The 18,319-nt window shown below is 52.8% G+C and carries 17 protein-coding genes; 8 read left to right on the top strand and 9 right to left on the bottom strand.

The annotated features are described in order from the left end of the window. Nucleotides 1-20 precede the first annotated feature (20 nt). From dxs to FFS57_RS17500, 3 genes are read right to left on the bottom strand one after another with little or no spacing between them, the layout of a single operon-like run. A complete protein-coding gene (dxs, locus tag FFS57_RS17510; RefSeq protein WP_137939111.1) occupies nt 21-1,877 on the bottom strand; it encodes a 1-deoxy-D-xylulose-5-phosphate synthase in 1,857 nt (618 codons plus the stop codon). 46 nt (nt 1,878-1,923) lie between these two features. Next, complete coding sequence (locus tag FFS57_RS17505; RefSeq protein WP_137939110.1) at nt 1,924-2,820, bottom strand: polyprenyl synthetase family protein; 897 nt, start codon at nt 2,818-2,820, stop codon at nt 1,924-1,926. Beyond that, nucleotides 2,807-3,046, bottom strand: a complete 240-nt coding sequence (locus FFS57_RS17500; RefSeq protein WP_137939109.1) for an exodeoxyribonuclease VII small subunit — start codon at nt 3,044-3,046, stop codon at nt 2,807-2,809. Before FFS57_RS17500 ends, FFS57_RS17505 begins: the two co-directional genes overlap by 14 nt. 433 nt (nt 3,047-3,479) lie before the next feature. On the opposite strand from FFS57_RS17500, the gene FFS57_RS17495 reads away from it, so the two are divergent. The 5 genes from FFS57_RS17495 (at nt 3,480) to FFS57_RS17475 (ending at nt 9,446) form a co-directional block, all read left to right on the top strand. Next, the gene (locus tag FFS57_RS17495; protein WP_137939108.1) at nt 3,480-4,586 is read left to right on the top strand and encodes an aromatic ring-hydroxylating oxygenase subunit alpha; all 1,107 of its coding nucleotides are present in this window, start codon (nt 3,480-3,482) and stop codon (nt 4,584-4,586) included. 56 nt (nt 4,587-4,642) lie between these two features. Further along, nucleotides 4,643-5,506 carry a DMT family transporter gene (locus tag FFS57_RS17490; RefSeq protein WP_249384049.1) on the top strand — a complete coding sequence of 288 codons (864 nt, stop codon included), beginning with the start codon at nt 4,643-4,645 and terminating at the stop codon, nt 5,504-5,506. A gap of 133 nt (nt 5,507-5,639) precedes the next feature. Further along, a complete protein-coding gene (locus FFS57_RS17485) occupies nt 5,640-5,984 on the top strand; it encodes a SpoIIAA family protein (protein WP_137939107.1) in 345 nt (114 codons plus the stop codon). A gap of 51 nt (nt 5,985-6,035) precedes the next feature. Continuing rightward, nucleotides 6,036-7,691, top strand: a complete 1,656-nt coding sequence (locus tag FFS57_RS17480; RefSeq protein ID WP_137939106.1) for a cyclic-di-GMP receptor FimW-related protein — start codon at nt 6,036-6,038, stop codon at nt 7,689-7,691. A gap of 78 nt (nt 7,692-7,769) precedes the next feature. Next, nucleotides 7,770-9,446, top strand: a complete 1,677-nt coding sequence (locus FFS57_RS17475) for a cyclic-di-GMP receptor FimW-related protein (RefSeq protein WP_137939105.1) — start codon at nt 7,770-7,772, stop codon at nt 9,444-9,446. 78 nt (nt 9,447-9,524) lie between these two features. Here FFS57_RS17475 and FFS57_RS17470 read toward each other — a convergent pair whose 3' ends face one another. From FFS57_RS17470 to yjgA, 3 genes are read right to left on the bottom strand one after another with little or no spacing between them, the layout of a single operon-like run. Further along, entirely contained in the window at nt 9,525-10,217 is a 693-nt protein-coding gene (locus FFS57_RS17470; protein ID WP_137939104.1) for an alpha/beta hydrolase, read from the bottom strand. Then, nucleotides 10,214-10,801, bottom strand: a complete 588-nt coding sequence (gene mog, locus FFS57_RS17465; protein WP_137939103.1) for a molybdopterin adenylyltransferase — start codon at nt 10,799-10,801, stop codon at nt 10,214-10,216. The genes FFS57_RS17470 and mog overlap by 4 nt, the downstream gene beginning before the upstream one ends. Then, entirely contained in the window at nt 10,798-11,346 is a 549-nt protein-coding gene (yjgA, locus tag FFS57_RS17460) for a ribosome biogenesis factor YjgA (protein ID WP_137939102.1), read from the bottom strand. The genes mog and yjgA overlap by 4 nt, the downstream gene beginning before the upstream one ends. 128 nt (nt 11,347-11,474) lie before the next feature. Here yjgA and pmbA point away from each other — a divergent pair, with 128 nt between their 5' ends. From pmbA to FFS57_RS17445, 3 genes are all read left to right on the top strand, one after another. Next, nucleotides 11,475-12,833, top strand: coding sequence for a metalloprotease PmbA (gene pmbA / locus FFS57_RS17455; protein WP_137939101.1), 1,359 nt, complete (start codon nt 11,475-11,477; stop codon nt 12,831-12,833). A gap of 9 nt (nt 12,834-12,842) precedes the next feature. After that, nucleotides 12,843-13,472 (top strand): DNA-3-methyladenine glycosylase family protein, encoded by a 630-nt coding sequence (locus tag FFS57_RS17450; RefSeq protein WP_249384048.1) that lies wholly within the window; start codon nt 12,843-12,845, stop codon nt 13,470-13,472. Nucleotides 13,473-13,717: 245 nt separating this feature from the next. After that, on the top strand, nt 13,718-14,500 hold the full coding sequence (locus FFS57_RS17445) for a tetratricopeptide repeat protein (RefSeq protein ID WP_137939100.1): 783 nt from the start codon (nt 13,718-13,720) through the stop codon (nt 14,498-14,500). Between the two features lie 82 nt (nt 14,501-14,582). Here FFS57_RS17445 and FFS57_RS17440 read toward each other — a convergent pair whose 3' ends face one another. The 3 genes from FFS57_RS17440 to FFS57_RS17430 form a co-directional block, all read right to left on the bottom strand. Continuing rightward, the gene (locus tag FFS57_RS17440; protein ID WP_137939099.1) at nt 14,583-15,920 is read right to left on the bottom strand and encodes a dicarboxylate/amino acid:cation symporter; all 1,338 of its coding nucleotides are present in this window, start codon (nt 15,918-15,920) and stop codon (nt 14,583-14,585) included. Nucleotides 15,921-16,161: 241 nt separating this feature from the next. Further along, complete coding sequence (locus tag FFS57_RS17435; RefSeq protein WP_137939098.1) at nt 16,162-17,571, bottom strand: PA domain-containing protein; 1,410 nt, start codon at nt 17,569-17,571, stop codon at nt 16,162-16,164. Next, nucleotides 17,561-17,986, bottom strand: coding sequence for a post-PEP-CTERM-1 domain-containing protein (locus FFS57_RS17430; protein WP_137939097.1), 426 nt, complete (start codon nt 17,984-17,986; stop codon nt 17,561-17,563). The genes FFS57_RS17435 and FFS57_RS17430 overlap by 11 nt, the downstream gene beginning before the upstream one ends. Between the last annotated feature and the right edge of the window lie 333 nt (nt 17,987-18,319).

Raw genomic sequence — 18,319 nt, 5'->3', positions numbered from 1 at the left:
CGGAAAGCGATTGATAATAACTATTGATCCAATGCTGCCAAGCGAGCCTGAATGCGGTTGACAATGCCTTCCGTATTCAATCCGCAACCTGCGAGCAGCAGGGCGGGATCGCCATGTTCGACATAGCTGTCAGGTAGGCCAAGTTGCAACAACGGGGTCGCGATGCCAGCCTGATATAACGCCTCGGCAATCGCAGAACCAGCTCCACCCATGATGCAGCCTTCTTCAACCGAGACCAGCAGATCGTGCTCTGTGGCCAATTGTTTGATCAGCGTTTTGTCCAGCGGTTTGACAAAACGCATGTTGGCAACAGTGGCATCAAGCTGGTCGGCTGCCGCTAAGCTTGGTGTCATCATGGAACCAAAAGCCAATATGGCCACACGTCTACCTCGGCGACGAATTTCGCCCTTGCCGACGGGTAACGTAGTCATGGTGGATTGAAGTTCAACACCTGGTCCGGTACCGCGGGGATAGCGTACGGCAGTGGGGCAATCTTGCTGGAAAGCTGTGTATAGCATCTGACGACATTCATTTTCGTCTGACGGCGTCATCACCATCATATTGGGGATGCAACGCAGATAGGCAATATCGAAAGCGCCAGCGTGAGTGGGGCCATCAGCACCTACTAAGCCAGCTCGATCAATGGCAAATACCACTGGCAGGTTCTGTAGTGCAACATCGTGAATGAGTTGATCATAAGCGCGTTGCAGGAAGGTCGAATAAATCGCAACAACCGGCTTCATTCCTTCACATGCCAAACCTGCGGCATAGGTCACGGCATGTTGCTCAGCAATACCAACATCAAAGTAACGATCCGGATGCTCTTTTTCAAAGCGCACCAAGCCCGAGCCTTCGCGCATGGCTGGTGTAATGCCTACCAAGCGTGAGTCTTGACTGGCCATATCACACAACCAATCGCCAAAGATTTGGGTATAGGTTGGTTTGCCACCTGTTTTTCCACCAGCAATCCCATTTTCCTTGTCGAACTTACTGACACCGTGATACAGCACAGGGTCATTTTCGGCTAGTTTGTAACCTTGACCTTTACGCGTCACGATATGCAGGAATTGTGGCCCCTCCAGATTCTTCAGATTTTGCAGGGTGGGGATCAGGCCATCCAGATCATGTCCGTCAATCGGGCCGATATAATTGAAGCCGAACTCTTCAAATAATGTCCCCGGCGTGAACATGCCTTTGGTATGTTCTTCCGCACGTCGCACAAACTCATGGACCGGTGGTACGGCTTCCAATAACTTGGAGCCGCCCTTGCGAACACTATTGAAGAACTTTCCGGAGATCAGTTTGGCTAGATAATTGTTCAGTGCACCCACATTGGGTGAAATGGACATTTCATTGTCGTTGAGGATGACCAGCATATTGGCATCCATAGCCCCGGCATTATTCAATGCTTCAAATGCCATCCCTGCAGTCATTGCTCCATCACCAATGATGGCAACGGTTTTCCGGTCTTCGCCCTTCAGCTTGGCGCCGACTGCCATGCCAAGCGCGGCGGAAATCGAAGTGGAAGAATGACCAACGCCGAACGTGTCATATTCACTTTCCTCCCGTTTGGGAAAGCCTGCAATGCCATCTTTCATGCGTAATCGGGACATGGCCTCCCGGCGTCCGGTCAGGATCTTGTGTGGGTAGCTTTGGTGCCCGACATCCCAAACCAACCGGTCCTCTGGCGTGTTGTAGACGTAATGGAGCGCAATAGTCAGCTCAATGGAGCCCAAGTTGGAAGCCAAGTGGCCACCGGTCTTGCTGACCGATTCCACAAGAAATTCACGCAGCTCATCGGCCAGCTGTTTTAGTTGTCTACGTTCCAGCTTTCGTAGCTCTGCCGGACAGGAAATAGTGTTCAATAGGTCGTACATCTTGGCTTCTCTGTATGCGAGGCGTGTGCGTCGATACGTCAATCGATCAGAATTTGCGGGCGACAATGAAATCCGCCAGCGCCAATAGGTGGTTAGCACGCTCACCAAACTGGGTGAGGCTTTCCTGGGCGTCCGCTAGTAAGGCTTGTGCATGTGCTTTGGCGTCGCGTAATCCCAATAAGGAGACGTAGGTCGGCTTGTTCTGTTCTGCATCTTTCCCAGCGGTTTTGCCAAGTGTTGCAGAGGTCGACTCGGCATCCAGGATATCATCGACGACTTGGAAGGCTAATCCAATACACTTGGCAAAATGGTCAAGCTGTCTCAATTCGCTGTCATTGATTGACGAGCCTGCATGGGCACCGAGCAATACACTGGCACGAATTAAAGCCCCGGTCTTCAAAATGTGCATCTGCTCCAGCTCTGGTAATGACAGCTGCAGACCGACAGAAGCCAGATCGATCGCCTGGCCGCCTGCCATGCCATGTGAGCCGGCAGCTTGTGCGAGCAGGCCCACCATTTTCAACTGTGCTGTTGGCGAGGCCGCGGCAGGTTGATTCGAAAGCAGGTCAAATGCCAGGGTTTGAAGGGCATCGCCCGCCAATAATGCAGTGGACTCGTCAAATTCTATATGGCAGGTGGGCTTGCCTCGGCGTAACGTATCGTTGTCCATGCAAGGCAGATCATCATGGACCAATGAGTATGCGTGGATCAGTTCAACTGCTGCGGCAGCAATATCCTGATGTGCCGGGCTGGCTTGCATCAGCGTACCACTGGCATAGACTAATAGTGGTCTGACACGCTTGCCGCCACCAAGTGTGGCGTAGCGCATGGCGTCATGTAATCGCTGTGGCAGGACGGTCTGGCTGGGGATCAACTGCGCCAGCACCGTTTCGATGTGTTGCTGGCGATCATTTGCCCAGGCGAGGAATTCAGGATTGTTCATCTTGACCGAACAGTTGAAGGTTGTCGTTTTCCAGGATGCGAACCTGTTGTTGCGCATCCTGCAGGGTGGTTTGGCAATACTGTAGGAGTGCCGCGCCACGTTTGTAGGCAGCCAGCGAGGCTTCCAGCGTCAATTGGCCACTTTCCATCTCGGCCACCAGCTTTTCCAGATCGCTTAACGCGGCTTCAAAGGAAGCGGGCGCTGCAGTTTTCGGGCTTTTCGGCATGCTATCTCGAGCGTGAATGAATGTATGGGGTAATCGCTGATGATACCGCATGCCACTAGGTGCGACCAACTTTGCAACATCGAGTTGATCGCCAGTCGTCTTGGCATAAATTATAAGAATACGAGACGCGAGGCCAAAAATCATGCGGTTCCGCTCAAGTTAACCCTTTGCAAGGCGCGGAAATGGAAAGGGATTTTGCAAAGTGTTGGTTTTGAGGTAGGTAACTGATCGTAGAACAAATTTTGTGAGGGGAGATTTTGATCCTGATCAAAAAATCTATGGTCTTCATTTGATATAGCTTTTCCCCAAACATTTTGCTTGCCCCGGGGGGGGGGTGGGGGCACAATACGCGACTTCCATTTTTTGGTAATTTGCCACTCCGTATCCTCGCCTGGCGAGACCGGATTGTTTTGGCTTCTAGAGGGGTCTGGACATGTCTGATCTGGCTAACGCAAACGCGTTGCATGTTGCGGCGCAACCGCAGCTTCCGGTTCATTGGTATTTTGACGAACACATCCTGGAGATAGAAAAGGAGGTGCTGTTCAAATACGGCCCGGGCTATGTCGGCCACGAGCTGATGACGCCGGAAATAGGGGATTATCAGACGTTGGAGTGGATGGGGCATTCGAAGATGCTGGTGCGTAACGAGCATGGCGTCGAATTGCTTTCCAACGTCTGCCGTCATCGTCAAGCCATTATGTTGAAAGGTAATGGCAACGCCACCAATATTGTTTGTCCGTTGCATCGTTGGACTTATGATATGGATGGCCAACTTAAAGGCGCACCACATTTTCCGCAGAATCCTTGCTTGCACCTGAACAAGAGCCCATTGCAGAACTGGAATGGAATGCTGTTCAACGGCGCACGAGATGTGTCGAAGGATTTGGCCGATCTGGGCGTGGCAGAAGATTTGGATTTTTCTGGATACAAGCTGCACAAGATTGAAATTGACGAGCTGAAGTGCAACTGGAAGACCTTCATTGAGGTATATCTGGAAGATTACCATGTTGTCCCGTTCCACCCAGGCTTGGGTAATTTCGTCAATTGCGATGAGTTGAAATGGGAATTCGGCGATTGGTACAGTGTGCAAACGGTTGGTGTGTTGAATGAGCTGAAGAAGGCAGGTTCAGACATCTACCGTAAATGGCACGAAGCCGTACTGAATTATCGCAATGGCGAGGCACCTAAACATGGTGCAATTTGGCTGGTCTATTATCCTAATATCATGGTGGAATGGTATCCACATTGCTTGGTAATCTCGACACTGATCCCGGTGGCAGTGGATAAAACAATCAACGTGATCGAGTTCTATTACCCGGAAGATATCGCGTTGTTTGAGCCTGAGTACTGCGATGCAGAACAGAGTGCTTACATGGAAACCGGTGTTGAAGACAAAGAGATTGCCGAGCGCATGGATGAAGGTCGTAAGGCGCTTTGGCTTGAGGGGCGGAATGAAGTTGGCCCGTACCAGTCACCCATGGAAGATGGTATGTTGCATTTCCATGCCTTCCTGCGCCGGGAAATCGAACCTCGGTTTTGATATGCTCATTAAGTTATCTTGCCTGAAAACGGAGCATAAGCTCCGTTTTTTTATTGATGTCTTCTTTGCAAAGTAAGACCGGCGCGTTGTGGATGTTGGTGGCTGGCGTGCTGTTCGCCTGTATGGGTGTATGCGTCAAGATTGGCGCCGCTTACTTCACTCCCGCAGAGTTGGTGTTCTACCGATCTTTTGTTGGCTTGCTGGTGGTTTGGTTGATTATCCTGATTCGTGGGGATTCACTACGCACTCCGTATTGGCGTAACCATGTCTATCGAAGCCTCTCTGGTCTTGGGGCCTTATCGCTTTATTTCTACACAATCGTGGCATTGCCGTTGCCAACCGCAGTCACGTTGAACTACACCTCTTCACTGTTTATTGCTCCATTATTGATCTGGTGGTACCACGAGCGACCCGTCTGGGGACTGTTGGGCGCGGTGGTTGTGGGATTTGTCGGCGTCAGTTGCCTGTTACAGCCGACCTTTGAGCAAGACAAGCTATTCGAGGGCTTCTTAGGTCTGTGTTCCGGCTTTCTGGCGGCAATTGCTATGATCAATGTACGTCAGCTGGGCCAGATTGGTGAGCCTGAATACCGAGTGGTATTTTATTTTTCGCTGATCTCCAGCTTAGGGGCGGGTGCCTGGATGCTGGTGCACCGCTTCAGTGCCATCACCGGGGCGGGTGCGTTAATACTATTGTGTATGGGGGCTTCTGCAACCCTTGCCCAGCTTGCCTTGACGAGAGCCTATTCGACAGGGGCAACTTTGATGGTGGCCAGTCTGGCTTATAGCACGGTGGTCTTTTCAGCGCTGGCGGGTTGGTTGGTTTGGGATCACATTCCATCTATATCTGCTTGGAGTGGTATTGTATTGGTGATCCTGTCTGGCGCAATGGCGACACGCCTGTCTGTATGCCGGAAATGACCGTCAGGCAAGGTGCTGATTGGTCGATTGACGGGATATACACTACAATGGAATAGTTCCCGTTCATGCTTGTATTATATTTGCTTGAAAAGATTGATAAGTTCAGTCGGTAGTAAACTGATAAGGTCCCGCAATGATCACTATCAAACAACAAGGTAATACGGTCAATGTCGCTGTCTTTGGCGAATTCATGCTGGCTGATTACAAACAGTTCGAAGACGATGTGTTGTATGCCATCAAGTTCCACGGTAAACCTAATCTGCTACTGGATCTGCGAGACATGACCGGCTATACGCTGGATATGGCTTGGGAGGAGATAAAATTTACTCGTACCCACGCAGCCGATTTCGGAAAGATTGCGGTAGTGACCAACGACCAATGGGTTGCGTGGAGTGCCTGGGTATCCCGTTTGTTCATCAATATTGATGTACAGCTGTTCGACACCATTGAGGCGGCGGAAGGCTGGGCTACTGAATAGGCTGCTCAATCGTTACATGATCCTTGCTCTGAACCAAAATACATAAGAACCATGACAAGCTGGCTGCGACGTATTGTCTCCAAACCTGATCACCCGATGCGCGATGTCAAGACTGCACAACGCCTGTTGATTGATTTGCCACAAGGGGATCCATTCAAATCGATTCAGGAAGTGACTGCCTGGATTGAGTCGGTGACTCATGCTGAGGGTTATCGGCTGGCAGTGCGTACTAGTGTGATCATGCTGTTGGATGCTGCTGGCCATGCCTTTCAGCGTAAGTTGCAGCATGAATATCTAGCGCAGACCCGGGCCGCCAAGTTTCGTGAGCGCGCTATTTGGCGTGCCTTGTGCGATTACTGGAAGGCGCTGGTTGCTGCTTACCTGATGACGTTGGATGCACATGCCATGGGTGGCCGTGGTGCCGAAATCACCTCTGAACAATTGGGCAAGTTGGCGGCACGAGGTCTGCACGGTGTGGTCATGATGCACAAGATCATGCTGCTTCAATATGGCCCCGTTGAAGATATTGTTTGGCATTCGCTGTCGCGGTTGTGGATGTTTGTGGAGGCGAATCGGTTGGAGCGCACGGTGGTGACGTTGTATGACCATAGCGAGCGCCCGACCACTCCTCAGGCTGAATTCCTGAAGACCCTGTTTCTGGCAGCATCGTCGCCGGATAGCCTGTTACCGCAGCAGATCGACTTGGCCGAGCGTACAATCGATGACGTGTCAGAGTACTTGGACATCACCAGTGCGCCAGATACAAAAAGCTGTTTCTACTACGATTTGTCTGCAACCCACCCCCCCGGTCGCTTGGTGGCGGGTATGCAATATGGACCACGGGTGCGCTTCATCGGCACCGGTGAGGCAGGTGTCCGTTTGCAGGAACTGGCCCGTGCTCTGGATAATCCATCCGCAATTTCTGCTGGCAGTTCAGGTTTGGGGGCGCCCGTATCCAGTCTGAAGCAAGTGCTGCAGCATTTATTGTTTTACTGGAGCCTGACGCCGCCTGAAAGAAAATGGCCACGTTTGCCTGCCTATGGTCGACTGACTGTTGTGCATGGCGTAACGGATGTCATCCGGGCTGTGGTGTTCTCGCAATTTCGGCAGCATGACGCAGCGCCTACTCAGGTAGAGCTACTTGAGCGGCAAAAGCGCGACATTGAGCAGTTTGGTTTCGTTACCGAAGATACCCAACGATGGTTGGATGAGTGTGCCTCGACGCCTGTGGAGCTTGAGCAGCATGCTGAAAGCTGGTTGGTGCAGGACATCAGTCTAGGCGGCTTCGGTGCACGTTTGCCGCAGGTACATAGCGACTGGTTACGTATTGGTAGTCTGGTCGGGATCAAGACCGACATGCATGCTGAATGGCAGGTGGGCGTAGTGCGCCGCCTGCAAATGAATATGGAACGTCAGAGTTTGATTGGTGTTGAGGTGGTGGGGGCGCGTGTTGTACCAATCTCGATTGATTTTGCTGCGCCGGATGAAGAGCGTCAGTTGAATAATGAACTTGCAATACTGTTTGGTTCTAGCTTGGAAGGTATGACGGGTTGTTCGGTCCTATTACGTAGTGGCGTGTACTTGACCGGCCGCCCTTATACGGTCACGGAATCTGGCAAAACCTACCGCTTGGAGCCGATTGTCCGCAGGGAGCAAGGGGACGGATTCGATATCGTCGATTTCAACGTGACTGGTGCTGGGGCTTGACCATGTGGGCTGATCAACACACTTTAGTCATCTCCGGGGTACGGGATGTGATGGACCTGTTAACGTGTGGTGGTCAGTATGCTTGGTAAAATCACCTTGCCTTGGAAAAAGGCTGCAGACCCATTGGATGGCGTCAAAGCGGCTCAGAGCTGGTGGAAGACGGTTCAGACAGGCGATTTGGCTGCGCTGCCGAAATTGGTGGCGGAAGAGGTGAATCGATTTATTGGTGGCGAGGTGCCTATCAACGCAACCTCGTTGCAGTCATTAATGTGGCTGGACGATCAGGTTCAGACTGCATTTGAGACGCAATGCCTACAATACTTGCAAAACCCCCGTATGCCGAAAACGGTGGAGAGCAAATTATGGCATTTGATCATGACCTTGGCCCACCACATGATCCATGCCTACCTGATGATGATCAAGGAAGTTCGAGATGGCAATCGGCCCGAACTGGAGCCTTTTTTACCTCGCTGTATTGCCCGAACCTTGAACTATTTGGGCGTGCAGGCCAAGTGGCAGTATTTCCGTTTCCTGACACCGGAAAAGAAATTCTGGGCGACAGTCAATCAGGTCTACCGTCTGGCGGAGGTCAAGGGTGTTGATAGTGATGCATTCCAGCTGTATGACGCAGTGACCGGGCGTAATACTTCATGTGCGGATGAATTCATCCAGATCATGATGCTTGCGACCGTCAATACCGGTGCATTGACCGCGCGGCAATTGGATATGGTGGATCAATGGTTGGATCTATGGTCGCATCATGTGACGATCGAGCGAAAGTTGCTGAATGGACGTCATCAGTATGCGATTGATCTGACTGGGGCGTCACCCGCCATACGCTTGAGTAATCAACCAGCTGAGCCAGCCAGTCTTGGCCGGTATTGGGGTACATATGAGCTGATTGAACAACTGACGTTGGTAAAAAATGCATTGGATGGCGGCAAGATCATTGGTCTGGATGAGGCATTTCGCCAATCTGGCGCATCAGAGCTTCTCAAGTTGTTGTTGCAGGCGTGGTCGTCAGACGGTGGTGGGCATCCGAAGCGGAATAGCGACAGGGTGCCAGTTCGTAAGATGATAGATGTCATGCACGGCATGAAAGAAATCTACCACCATGTGAAATATGACAACGACCGGACTGCAGACCCTGAACGGCGGCAAAGCTTCAATGCTGAAGAAATGCTTGACATGCGGCAGTATGGTTTTGTCACTGACCGAACACGACAGCGACAAGCGCAAGCATTGGCCACGACCCTGCAGAAACATACCGTTGGCGATTTTGAAACCTGGGTTGTGAACAATGAGAGTGATGGCGGGTATGGTGCGGTCCTGCCTGTGGTAGAAAATGACTGGATTCGCCTGGATACCTTGATTGGCTTGCGCCCGGAAAAAACGGATCAATGGCAGCTGGCCCTGGTGCGGCGGCTATCTCGGGTGGCGGATGGGCAAATGTATGCAGGTATTCAGGTGCTGGCCTATTCACCAATAGCTGTTGAAATCAAGGCCCGTGACATTCAGAGCAGATATTCGGTGAGTAACTTGGATGCTGCCAATTTGCTGGCGAGTAGCCAGGGTATTTTCACCCAGGCTAAATCCAATCCCCAGAAAGTGAATGGCGTCGTGATGCGATCTGCGGATTACCTATTGGACAAGCAGGTCAGCCTGGTTTCGATGGGGCGTGAAATCAACGTCCGCTTCAAGGAGATTTTGGCACGTGGTGCCGATTGGGTCTGGGCGCGTGTAGATTCCGACTGAATCGCTTGAATACATACTTTCATAAAAAACGGGCAGTGTTTACGCTGCCCGTTTTTTTGGCGATATTACCGTCAAATGTCAGCTTGACGGGGCGTGTTCTGTCAGCAGATGCTGTTGTAGCCAGTCTGACAGATCGAGAATTTCGTCCTGGCAGACCTCGTGCCCCATGTCGTAACGATATGCGGTGGTTTGATAGCCCAATGACTGGAGACGGGCACGCACGGCTTGACCTAGATTGGGGTTCACAACCGTATCGAAATCACCATGCGCGCAAAATATGGGCAGTGAGGCCTGTTGTGGATGAGGTGCCAACACGGGAGTCTCGGCCTCTGGCCAGTAAGTGGACAAGGCAACAATCCCAGCCAGCCTCTGAGCAAAGCTCAGGCCTGCATTCAGCGCGATCAGGCCGCCTTGGGAAAAGCCTGCCAGTACAATGTGATTGGCAAGAATGCCACGATCAATCTCGCACTGGATCAAGCGATGAACGGCGGCAACAGATTCGACAATGTTGGTTTCGTCCAATCGGCGGTTCAAGTCCCCTATTTCCAGAATGTCATACCAGGCCCGCATGACATAACCTGCATTGATTGTGACCGGCCGCATTGGTGCGTGCGGAAAGACAAACCGAACGGCCGCATCGGCTGGCAGGCGCAGTACTGGCACAATTGGTGCAAAGCCGTGGCCGTCGTCGCCTAATCCATGCAACCAAATGATGCTGTGGCGTGCATCGGGATGATCAATCTCAACACAGGGCAGGTCGAGGGTGCTCATGGCGTTGGCTTCTGTGCTGACTTGGGGCGGAATGCCCTGATGATGGTTTCATTGGTTTCGATGTAAGGTCCGCCAATCAGGTCGATGCAGTATGGCACCGCTGCAAATATACCTGATACCCGTGTTTCTCCTGCGGCATCCCTGACGCCTTCCAACGTTTCCTTGATGGCTTTGGGTTGACCAGGCAGGTTGAGGATCAGCGCGCCTTTTCGAATCACCCCTACTTGCCTGGAGAGAATGGCCGTCGGCACATAATGCAGGCTGATTTGCCGCATTTGTTCACCAAAGCCCGGCATGACCTTGTCTGCGACGGCTAGTGTCGCTTCAGGTGTAACATCGCGCTCGGCTGGGCCTGTGCCGCCGGTGGTAAGCACCAGATGGCAACCATCGTCATCCACCAAGGCGCGTAAAGTGGCTTCAATAATGGGTTGTTCATCTGGAATAAGATGGGTTACAAAGTCGACCGGGTTATTCACGGCGGTTTGCAACCAATCAGTCAGTGCAGGGATGCCCTTGTCTTCATAAACGCCCTGGCTGGCGCGGTCGCTAATCGACACCAGCCCGACTCGCAAAACTTGGTTCATGCTTCACCCCCTTGTTCTGTGGACTGGCTGGTAGCGGGACGGCCTGGCAATGCGGGTTCTGGAATCAGCTCACGCAGGGTTTGGAACAATGCGCGAAAGTGTTTTGGCGGCTTGTTCTCCTCGCGTTCCTTACGGGCATTGCGGATCATGGTACGCATTTGCTGCACATCCAGCTGAGGGTGTTGCGCAAGTAAGGTTTGCAGGGCTTCATCGCTTGCCATCAGGCGATCACGCAGGCGTTCCAGTTGGTGTAACCAGGCTGTATGCTCGGCTGATTCACCGGATAGCCGATCCAGGTAAGCCTGGATTGGTACTGGGTCCACTTCTCGCATGATTTTGCCAATATACTGAAGTTGGCGACGGATCGCACCATGAGCGGTCAGGCGTTGTGCCTCTTTGACGGCATCGCGCAGCTTTTCCGGCAGATCCAGTTGTTTCAATTGGTCTTTCGACAGTTTGACCAGGGCAGCACCCAGGTCTTGCAGATCTTGCATGTCCTGTTTGCGGCGGGTCTTGCTAATGGGTTCTTGGTCTTCTTGATGCATGGCATTGCAGGGAGTCACACCCTGATGATGAATAGGAGTCTGGAAACTTTGGTATGATAGCTGAAACGACCGTTTACCGGCAGCGTTGATGTCGGCAACCGCATGCAACCGCACAAGAAAAAGACCTCATGACACAAACCGTAACAGCCACAAACGAGGCTTTTGCCTATTCCCGTGATCGCCTGACCGATATCGTTCAAGACATCTTGCGCCAAGCCGCGTCCAATGGCGCAACCGCTTGTGAAGCCGAGATATCTGAAGGGTTCGGCCAGAATGTGACGGTACGGTTGGGTGAGGTGGAAACCATTGAATACAACCGCGACAAAGGCGTGGGGGTCACTGTCTACATTGGGCAACAAAAAGGCCACGCCAGTACCTCGGATTTTTCGCCGCGTGCGATTGCTGATACTGTCAAGGCAGCATTGTCGATCGCTCGCTATACCGCAGCAGATGATTGTGCCGGGTTGGCAGATCCTGCTTTGCTGGCAAGGCAAACCCCCGCGATTGACCTCTGTTTTCCATGGGCTCTGCCTGTTGAGCATGCGATTGAGCTGGCTCGTGAATGTGAAGCAGTTGCACAAGCAGCCGATCCCCGTATCAGCAACTCTGAAGGGGCGACGGTTTCCACTCAGCAATCGCATTTCATTTACGGTAACAGCCTAGGGTTCTGTGATGGCTATGAATCCTCGCGCCATAGCCTGTCGGCATCCGTGATTGCCGAAGCGGATGGTGCCATGCAGCGCGACTATTGGTATAGCGTTGCCCGCGCCGCAGCTGATTTGGAATCGGCCGCACAAGTTGGCCGTATTGCTGGAGAGCGGACTGCCCGTCGTCTGGGCGCCGTCAAAATCAATACTACCCAGGTGCCGGTGCTGTTTGAGGCATCATTGGCGGCCGGCTTGATTGGTAGCCTGGTCAGCGCGGTCAGTGGAGGTGCGTTGTATCGTCGTTCCAGCTTCCTGCTGGATAGCTTGGGGCAGCAGATTTTTTCCCCGATTGTGCAGATTCGTGAGTTGCCTCATCTGGTCAAAGGTCTGGCGAGTTCGCCCTTCGATGCGGAAGGTGTGTTGACCCGTGATCGTGAGCTGGTGAAAGATGGTGTCCTCAATGGCTATTTCCTGGGCAGCTATTCCGCCCGAAAGCTGGGTATGCAATCCACTGGCAATGCAGGTGGCTGCCATAACCTGTTGGTGGATAGCACGGGTGAGGATTTTGAGGCACTGTTGCACAAGATGGATCGCGGCTTGGTCGTAACGGAATTGTTGGGACATGGTATCAATCCGGTGACGGGTGATTACTCACGTGGTGCGGCTGGCTTCTGGGTGGAAAATGGCCAGATCCAGTACCCTGTTGAAGAAATCACCATCGCGGGCAATCTCAAGGATATGTTCAAGGGCATTGTTGCAGTAGGCAACGATGTGCTGGTACGTGGCAGCAAGCAATGCGGTTCGATTTTGATTGATCGCATGATGGTTGCGGGAAACTGAGGTTATCGTTTGAACGCAATCGTTACGCCTTCTTATTGGGAACAAGCTACGCAAGAGCTGGCTGAGGCTGATGAGCTGTTAGCCAAGCTGATTGCTGGTAATCGGCCGTTACACATGCGTAGCCGTGGTGACGCATTCACTACGCTGGCGCGTTCGATTGTGGGCCAGCAGGTCTCACTGAAGGCGGCAGAGTCGATCTGGGCGCGTGTGCTGGAAAAAGTAGGTGAGATGTCGCCACATGACTTGTTGCGACATGAATTGCCTGATCTGCAAGGTTGTGGACTTTCCAGTCGCAAGGCCATGTATTTGCACGAGCTGTCCCACTATTTCATCGCCACGCCATATCAAGCTGCGGAGTGGGAGCAGTTGACCGATGAAGAAGTGATCAAGCGGTTGACCTCCATCAAAGGCATCGGGCAGTGGACCGCCGAGATGTTCCTGATTTTCTTCATGGCACGGCCCAATGTGCTGCCGGTGGATGATATCGGCCTGCAGCGTGCCATGAGCATGCATTACAACGATGGCCAGCCGATCAGCAAACTGAAGATGCGAGAGGTGGCGCGTCGTTGGCAGCCATGGCATTCGGTCGCTACATGGTATATGTGGCGTAGCCTTGAGCCATTGCCGATTCAGTATTGATTTGACTGGTCGCGATGTGATGTCCGAAATGGACGTACAAAGCCAGGGCCTTGGCATGACATGGTTGCTGCGCCCGAACGAAATGTCTGCAGGCATTGCAATATGTCGTCATCATGCCTGCCGCCATGCGCAACGACTGGTACATTTGTCAGGAGCCCCATCACAATAGGGTCGGCTGAACGGCACCACTAGACAGCGTCAGACGCTTGACGGTGCGTAAGCTGCCCACGATAAGGGAGCGCAGCATGGCAGCACTGAAGTGGAAGACCTTTCCATACCCGTCGGACAACTATGTCTACGCCAGCACGGCACTTAAGAAGAACTGGGCAAGATTGCATCGTGGCGATTGCGAACCTTATCCAGCAGACAAACAGGCACAAGAGGCGTGGCGCCAATACCATCAGGGTAATTTTGAGCAGGCCTATGCAATTGGAACTGAAGCTGGCGGCGAAGGATTGACCGCTGCTGCCAAGGCATTGGCGATTCACGCAGCGGCATTGTTGGATGATGAGCGTGCCAAGATGGAGGCATTCCAGACTGCGATGACGCTGGCGGAAGCGGCTCAGGAGGTCATGCCGGATAATCCCAACAGCTATTATTTCTACGCCATGGCAGCAGGCCGTTATGGTCAGACCATCTCCATTGCTAAGGCACTTGCAGAGGGCTTGGCTGGCAAGATCAAGGCTGCATTGGATAAAACACTGGCGATTGCACCTGAGCATGGGGAAGCCCATGCGGCTTATGGCAGCTACCATGCAGAGATCGTCGGTAAAGTAGGCGGCATGATGGCTGGGTTGACCTATGGTGCCAGCAAGGATCAAGCCATCGAACATTTTGACAAAGCAATTGCCTTGATGCCGGATTCTGCAGTGGCGCGTATCGAGTACGCGAATGCGTTGATCAATTTGTTCGGTAACAAGAAGATGGATCAGGCGACGCAGTTTTACAACGAGGCTGCGGAAGCGGTTTCGGTGGAGGCGATGGAGCGCCTGGACCAGCAGCGTGCAGCAGATGAGCTGGAGGATTGATCCGGTTCACCGGCAGGACCGAATCGTGCTATCGCTAAAAAACAAACAGCCCCGAAATCGGGGCTGTTTGTTATCTGGAGATTCAGTTTTGTAACTGAACATTGCGGGGTGATGCTTCAGTATTGGTCAAATGGCTGAGTACTTCAGGCATTTCCGGTTCTTCATCTGGTGCACCAGACAAGACCCGTTCCAGCTTGGCTTGGTCCAGTTCTTTCTCCCAGCGGGAAATCACAACGGTGGCTACCGCATTGCCGACGAAATTGGTCAGCGCACGGGCCTCACTCATGAACCGGTCGATGCCCAAAATCAGGGCCATACCGGCTACCGGAATGCTCGGAATGACTGCCAGAGTTGAAGCCAGGGTGATGAAGCCTGCACCAGTGATGCCGCTTGCGCCTTTGGAAGTCAGCATGGCAACAGCCAGAATCGTCAGCTGCTGGCCTAGGGTCAGATCCGTATTGGTTGCTTGGGCGATGAACAAGGCAGCCATGGTCATATAGATATTGGTACCGTCCAGATTGAACGAGTAACCAGTCGGTACTACCAAGCCCACTACGGGTTTGGAGCAACCAAGACGTTCCATTTTATTCATCAGGCGGGGAAGGGCGCTTTCGCTGGAGCTGGTACCCAGCACAATGAGTAGTTCTTCCTTGATGTAACGGATGAATTTGAAGATGCTGAAACCCATGGCTCGGGCAATGCTGCCCAGCACCAATACCACAAACAGGATGCAGGTCAGGTAGAAAGCACCCATCAGCTTTGCCATTGGCAACAGCGAATCGATACCATATTTGCCAATGGTGAAGGCCATAGCGCCAAACGCACCAATCGGGGCGGCTTTCATCACGATGTTGACGATGCCGAACAGGACATGGGACAGATTGTCGATCAGATCTGTCACTGGCTTGGTTTTGTTGCCCAGCATGGACAGCGAGAAGCCAAACAGGATTGCCAGCAACAGTACTTGCAGGATATCGCCTTTGGCAAACGCATCCATGAAGGTGTTGGGGATGATATTCAGCAGAAAATCGACGGTGGACTGAGCATGGGCTTTCTGCGTGTATTTCTCTACCGCAGAGGCATCCAGCGTGGCGACGTTGGCATTGAAACCGGCACCTGGGGTAAATACGTTGGCGACGAGCAGGCCGATTACCAGCGCAATGGTGGAGACGACTTCAAAGTAGATCAGTGCCTTGCCACCAACACGGCCTACTTTTTTCATGTCCTGCATGCCGGCGATACCGTGCACGACAGTACAGAAGATTACCGGTGCGATGATCATCTTGACCAGCTTGATGAAGCCTTCGCCAAGCGGCTTCAGATCCACACCCAGTTTGGGTTCGAAATAACCGAGCAGTACGCCGGCCACAATCGCAAACAGTACCTGTACGTACAGGACTTTATAGAAGGGCTTTTTCATTGCTTTGGCTCAATGGTGGGGAGCCGTGACAATACTGCAGCGTTGATTGGCCAAGCTATTGTGGCAATCCGGACTGTGGATATCCGACACCGAATATATGAACGATGGTCAGAAAAAGACGGCAACCTACTTGTCATGTAGGTTGCCGGGAGGCGTTTTACTTTGTAACCAGTGGCCGGGCGTCGTTGACCATGGCTGGTTTGGGCAGATGCATCGTGCCCGACCTGATACTTTTTAGGTGTTACCAGCCAATGTCTCGCAACAGTGGGTAAGTCAAATCCTGTGGGCTGTCCACAGATCGTTTCACCTCATCGGTATTGTGCGGCTCCATCAACAGGTTCGGGCTGGCCAGGGTGTCGAAATGTGAAACCGATGAACCAGGCTGATAGGGATTGGGCGTATACATCTGCACCCGGCCGACCAGATCGGCACCCGCATATTGCTTGGTGTTCAATCCCAGCGTGACCCGTAGTGTCCGGCCGCTGTTCAAGCTGGACTTGAGCTTGTCGCCGTCTTGTTGCGTGATACGGATCGACGGGATGGTGACGGTCTCATCACTGCCAACCAAACCTGGTGGAGGGGAGCCGGGGGTATTGTCTACCACGATGACACCAACGGCACCCGCCACTTGGGCATTTTTGACTTTGGTGGTGAAGTTGCAATTCCCACGATCAATCAGCGCAATTTTGCCAATCAGCAGGGCTGCATTGCCGGACGAAATCGCATCACAAGCCAGGCCCTTGCCATCAGCTTGGTCAGCGAAGCCGGCTACGGTACCGGCCAGACCTTGTGCCGTCAGTTTCGGGCCAAAGTCAGCGGGCCCTGCCAGATAATTGCCCGAGATCAGGCTGGGACTGGTCACGCGCAGCTCCGGGACGCCCTTGCTCAACACTTTACTGGCTTCGCGAGTCACGTTCGAGCCGGTCCAGACCAGCTTGCGTGCATTGGTACCTGATGCAACGCGTTCGCTGGTGGTCATGTTGGACCAGCGTTTGTTGTTGCTGGTGTCCAGTAGTAGATGATCCCAGGCTGAGGGCTTGCCATTCAATTGCTTGCCCGTCTGGCCATTGGTCAGATTGGAAAAGCCCAGGCCGTGGCCAAATTCATGCAACAGCACGCCAACCAGGTCAGTCAACTTGTCGTGATTGCCGTCCAGCCCCAGATAAAAGCCCCCACCTGCCAAGCAGTTTTCCTGGCCGAGATTGCTGTTGAAACGTGCGCGAATCACCGGCTGACCATCAAAGTCATCCTGCCCCAACAGCTTGTTGACCAGTGCGCCGTGGTACCAGGTGTTGCGTTTAGGGGCACCGGGAAAATCAGCCCCAACCTCAAGTGGGCCCGCGCTGCCTAGCGTGGCACTATCCTTGTCGCATTCCAGTGGGTCGAAGTTGGATTGAATACGAATGGGCACGGAGCTATTCAGTTTTTTGCCCCACAGATCGGCCGCAGCCTGAAAAGCATTGAGGCGCTGCTGCCCTAGTGTCGTGCCGGCATTACCGCCAATTGGCGCGACTGGTGTCGGGTCGTTGAAACCTTCGCCTGGGCCATCGGCATTGACAATGATGATCTGGGCGGCAGCCGATGCCATGGTTGGTATTGCCAGGCATGCCAGCGCGGTGGAAACGCAGAGAACGCAGCGTTTAATGATCATGGCTGGTCTCCTCAACTTGCTTGGAAACAACTGTGCCGTTTTGGCGTAGTGTGTCTGCAGCGGCTTTACCTTCAACGCAATGGGTATCGATGGAACCATCAGCCTTCCGGACCGCCACCGAATAGTTCATGTGTTCTTCGCCGAGTTTGACGGCTGTGCCACCACTGCGGGTACGGCGAGCTTGTGGCTCGATCACTGCTGCCGGTGCAGCCAGCGGTTGAATGCTGCGTTTGGAGCGTGCCGCAGGCTTGCTGGGTTCATCATGCTCTGCTTCGCGCAATTTGCCTGTGACCGGATCACGATACACCTTCAATTGACTTTCGTTGGTGCTGGCATCCTCTGTTGCAAAAGCGGGGGTGGCCACCAGCAGGCCACCCGCCAATACCGCGATCCCTATTGTTGTGATTGGTTTCACGATTTATTCCCTCTCTCTTGTTATTTATTTGAACTCGCAATCTTGGCGTGTTCTGTTATTTATATTAACAGCATTCTTATTGCTGTTTGCAATACCCTTTCGAAGAAAATTGATGTTATTTCTCTATTGTTTGAGTGGCGATGGGTGGTTTATTGCTCGGTCGTGATTTTTCTTTCAGATCATTGCGCTGTGCAAAATGTCATGACCCGCTATGCCATGACTGGCTTAGCAAGGACTGTTCCAGCGTGTTGCTTGAAGTGAGGGTGGTGGGGCAAATATGAGCTTTATATGCACATATTGCCAATCAATGAGGAAGGGTAGGTTTTATTAAGT

Source organism: Chitinivorax sp. B, from assembly GCF_005503445.1.
Taxonomy (GTDB): Bacteria; Pseudomonadota; Gammaproteobacteria; order Burkholderiales; family SCOH01; genus Chitinivorax.
This window is presented reverse-complemented; position numbering and strand designations above follow the sequence as displayed.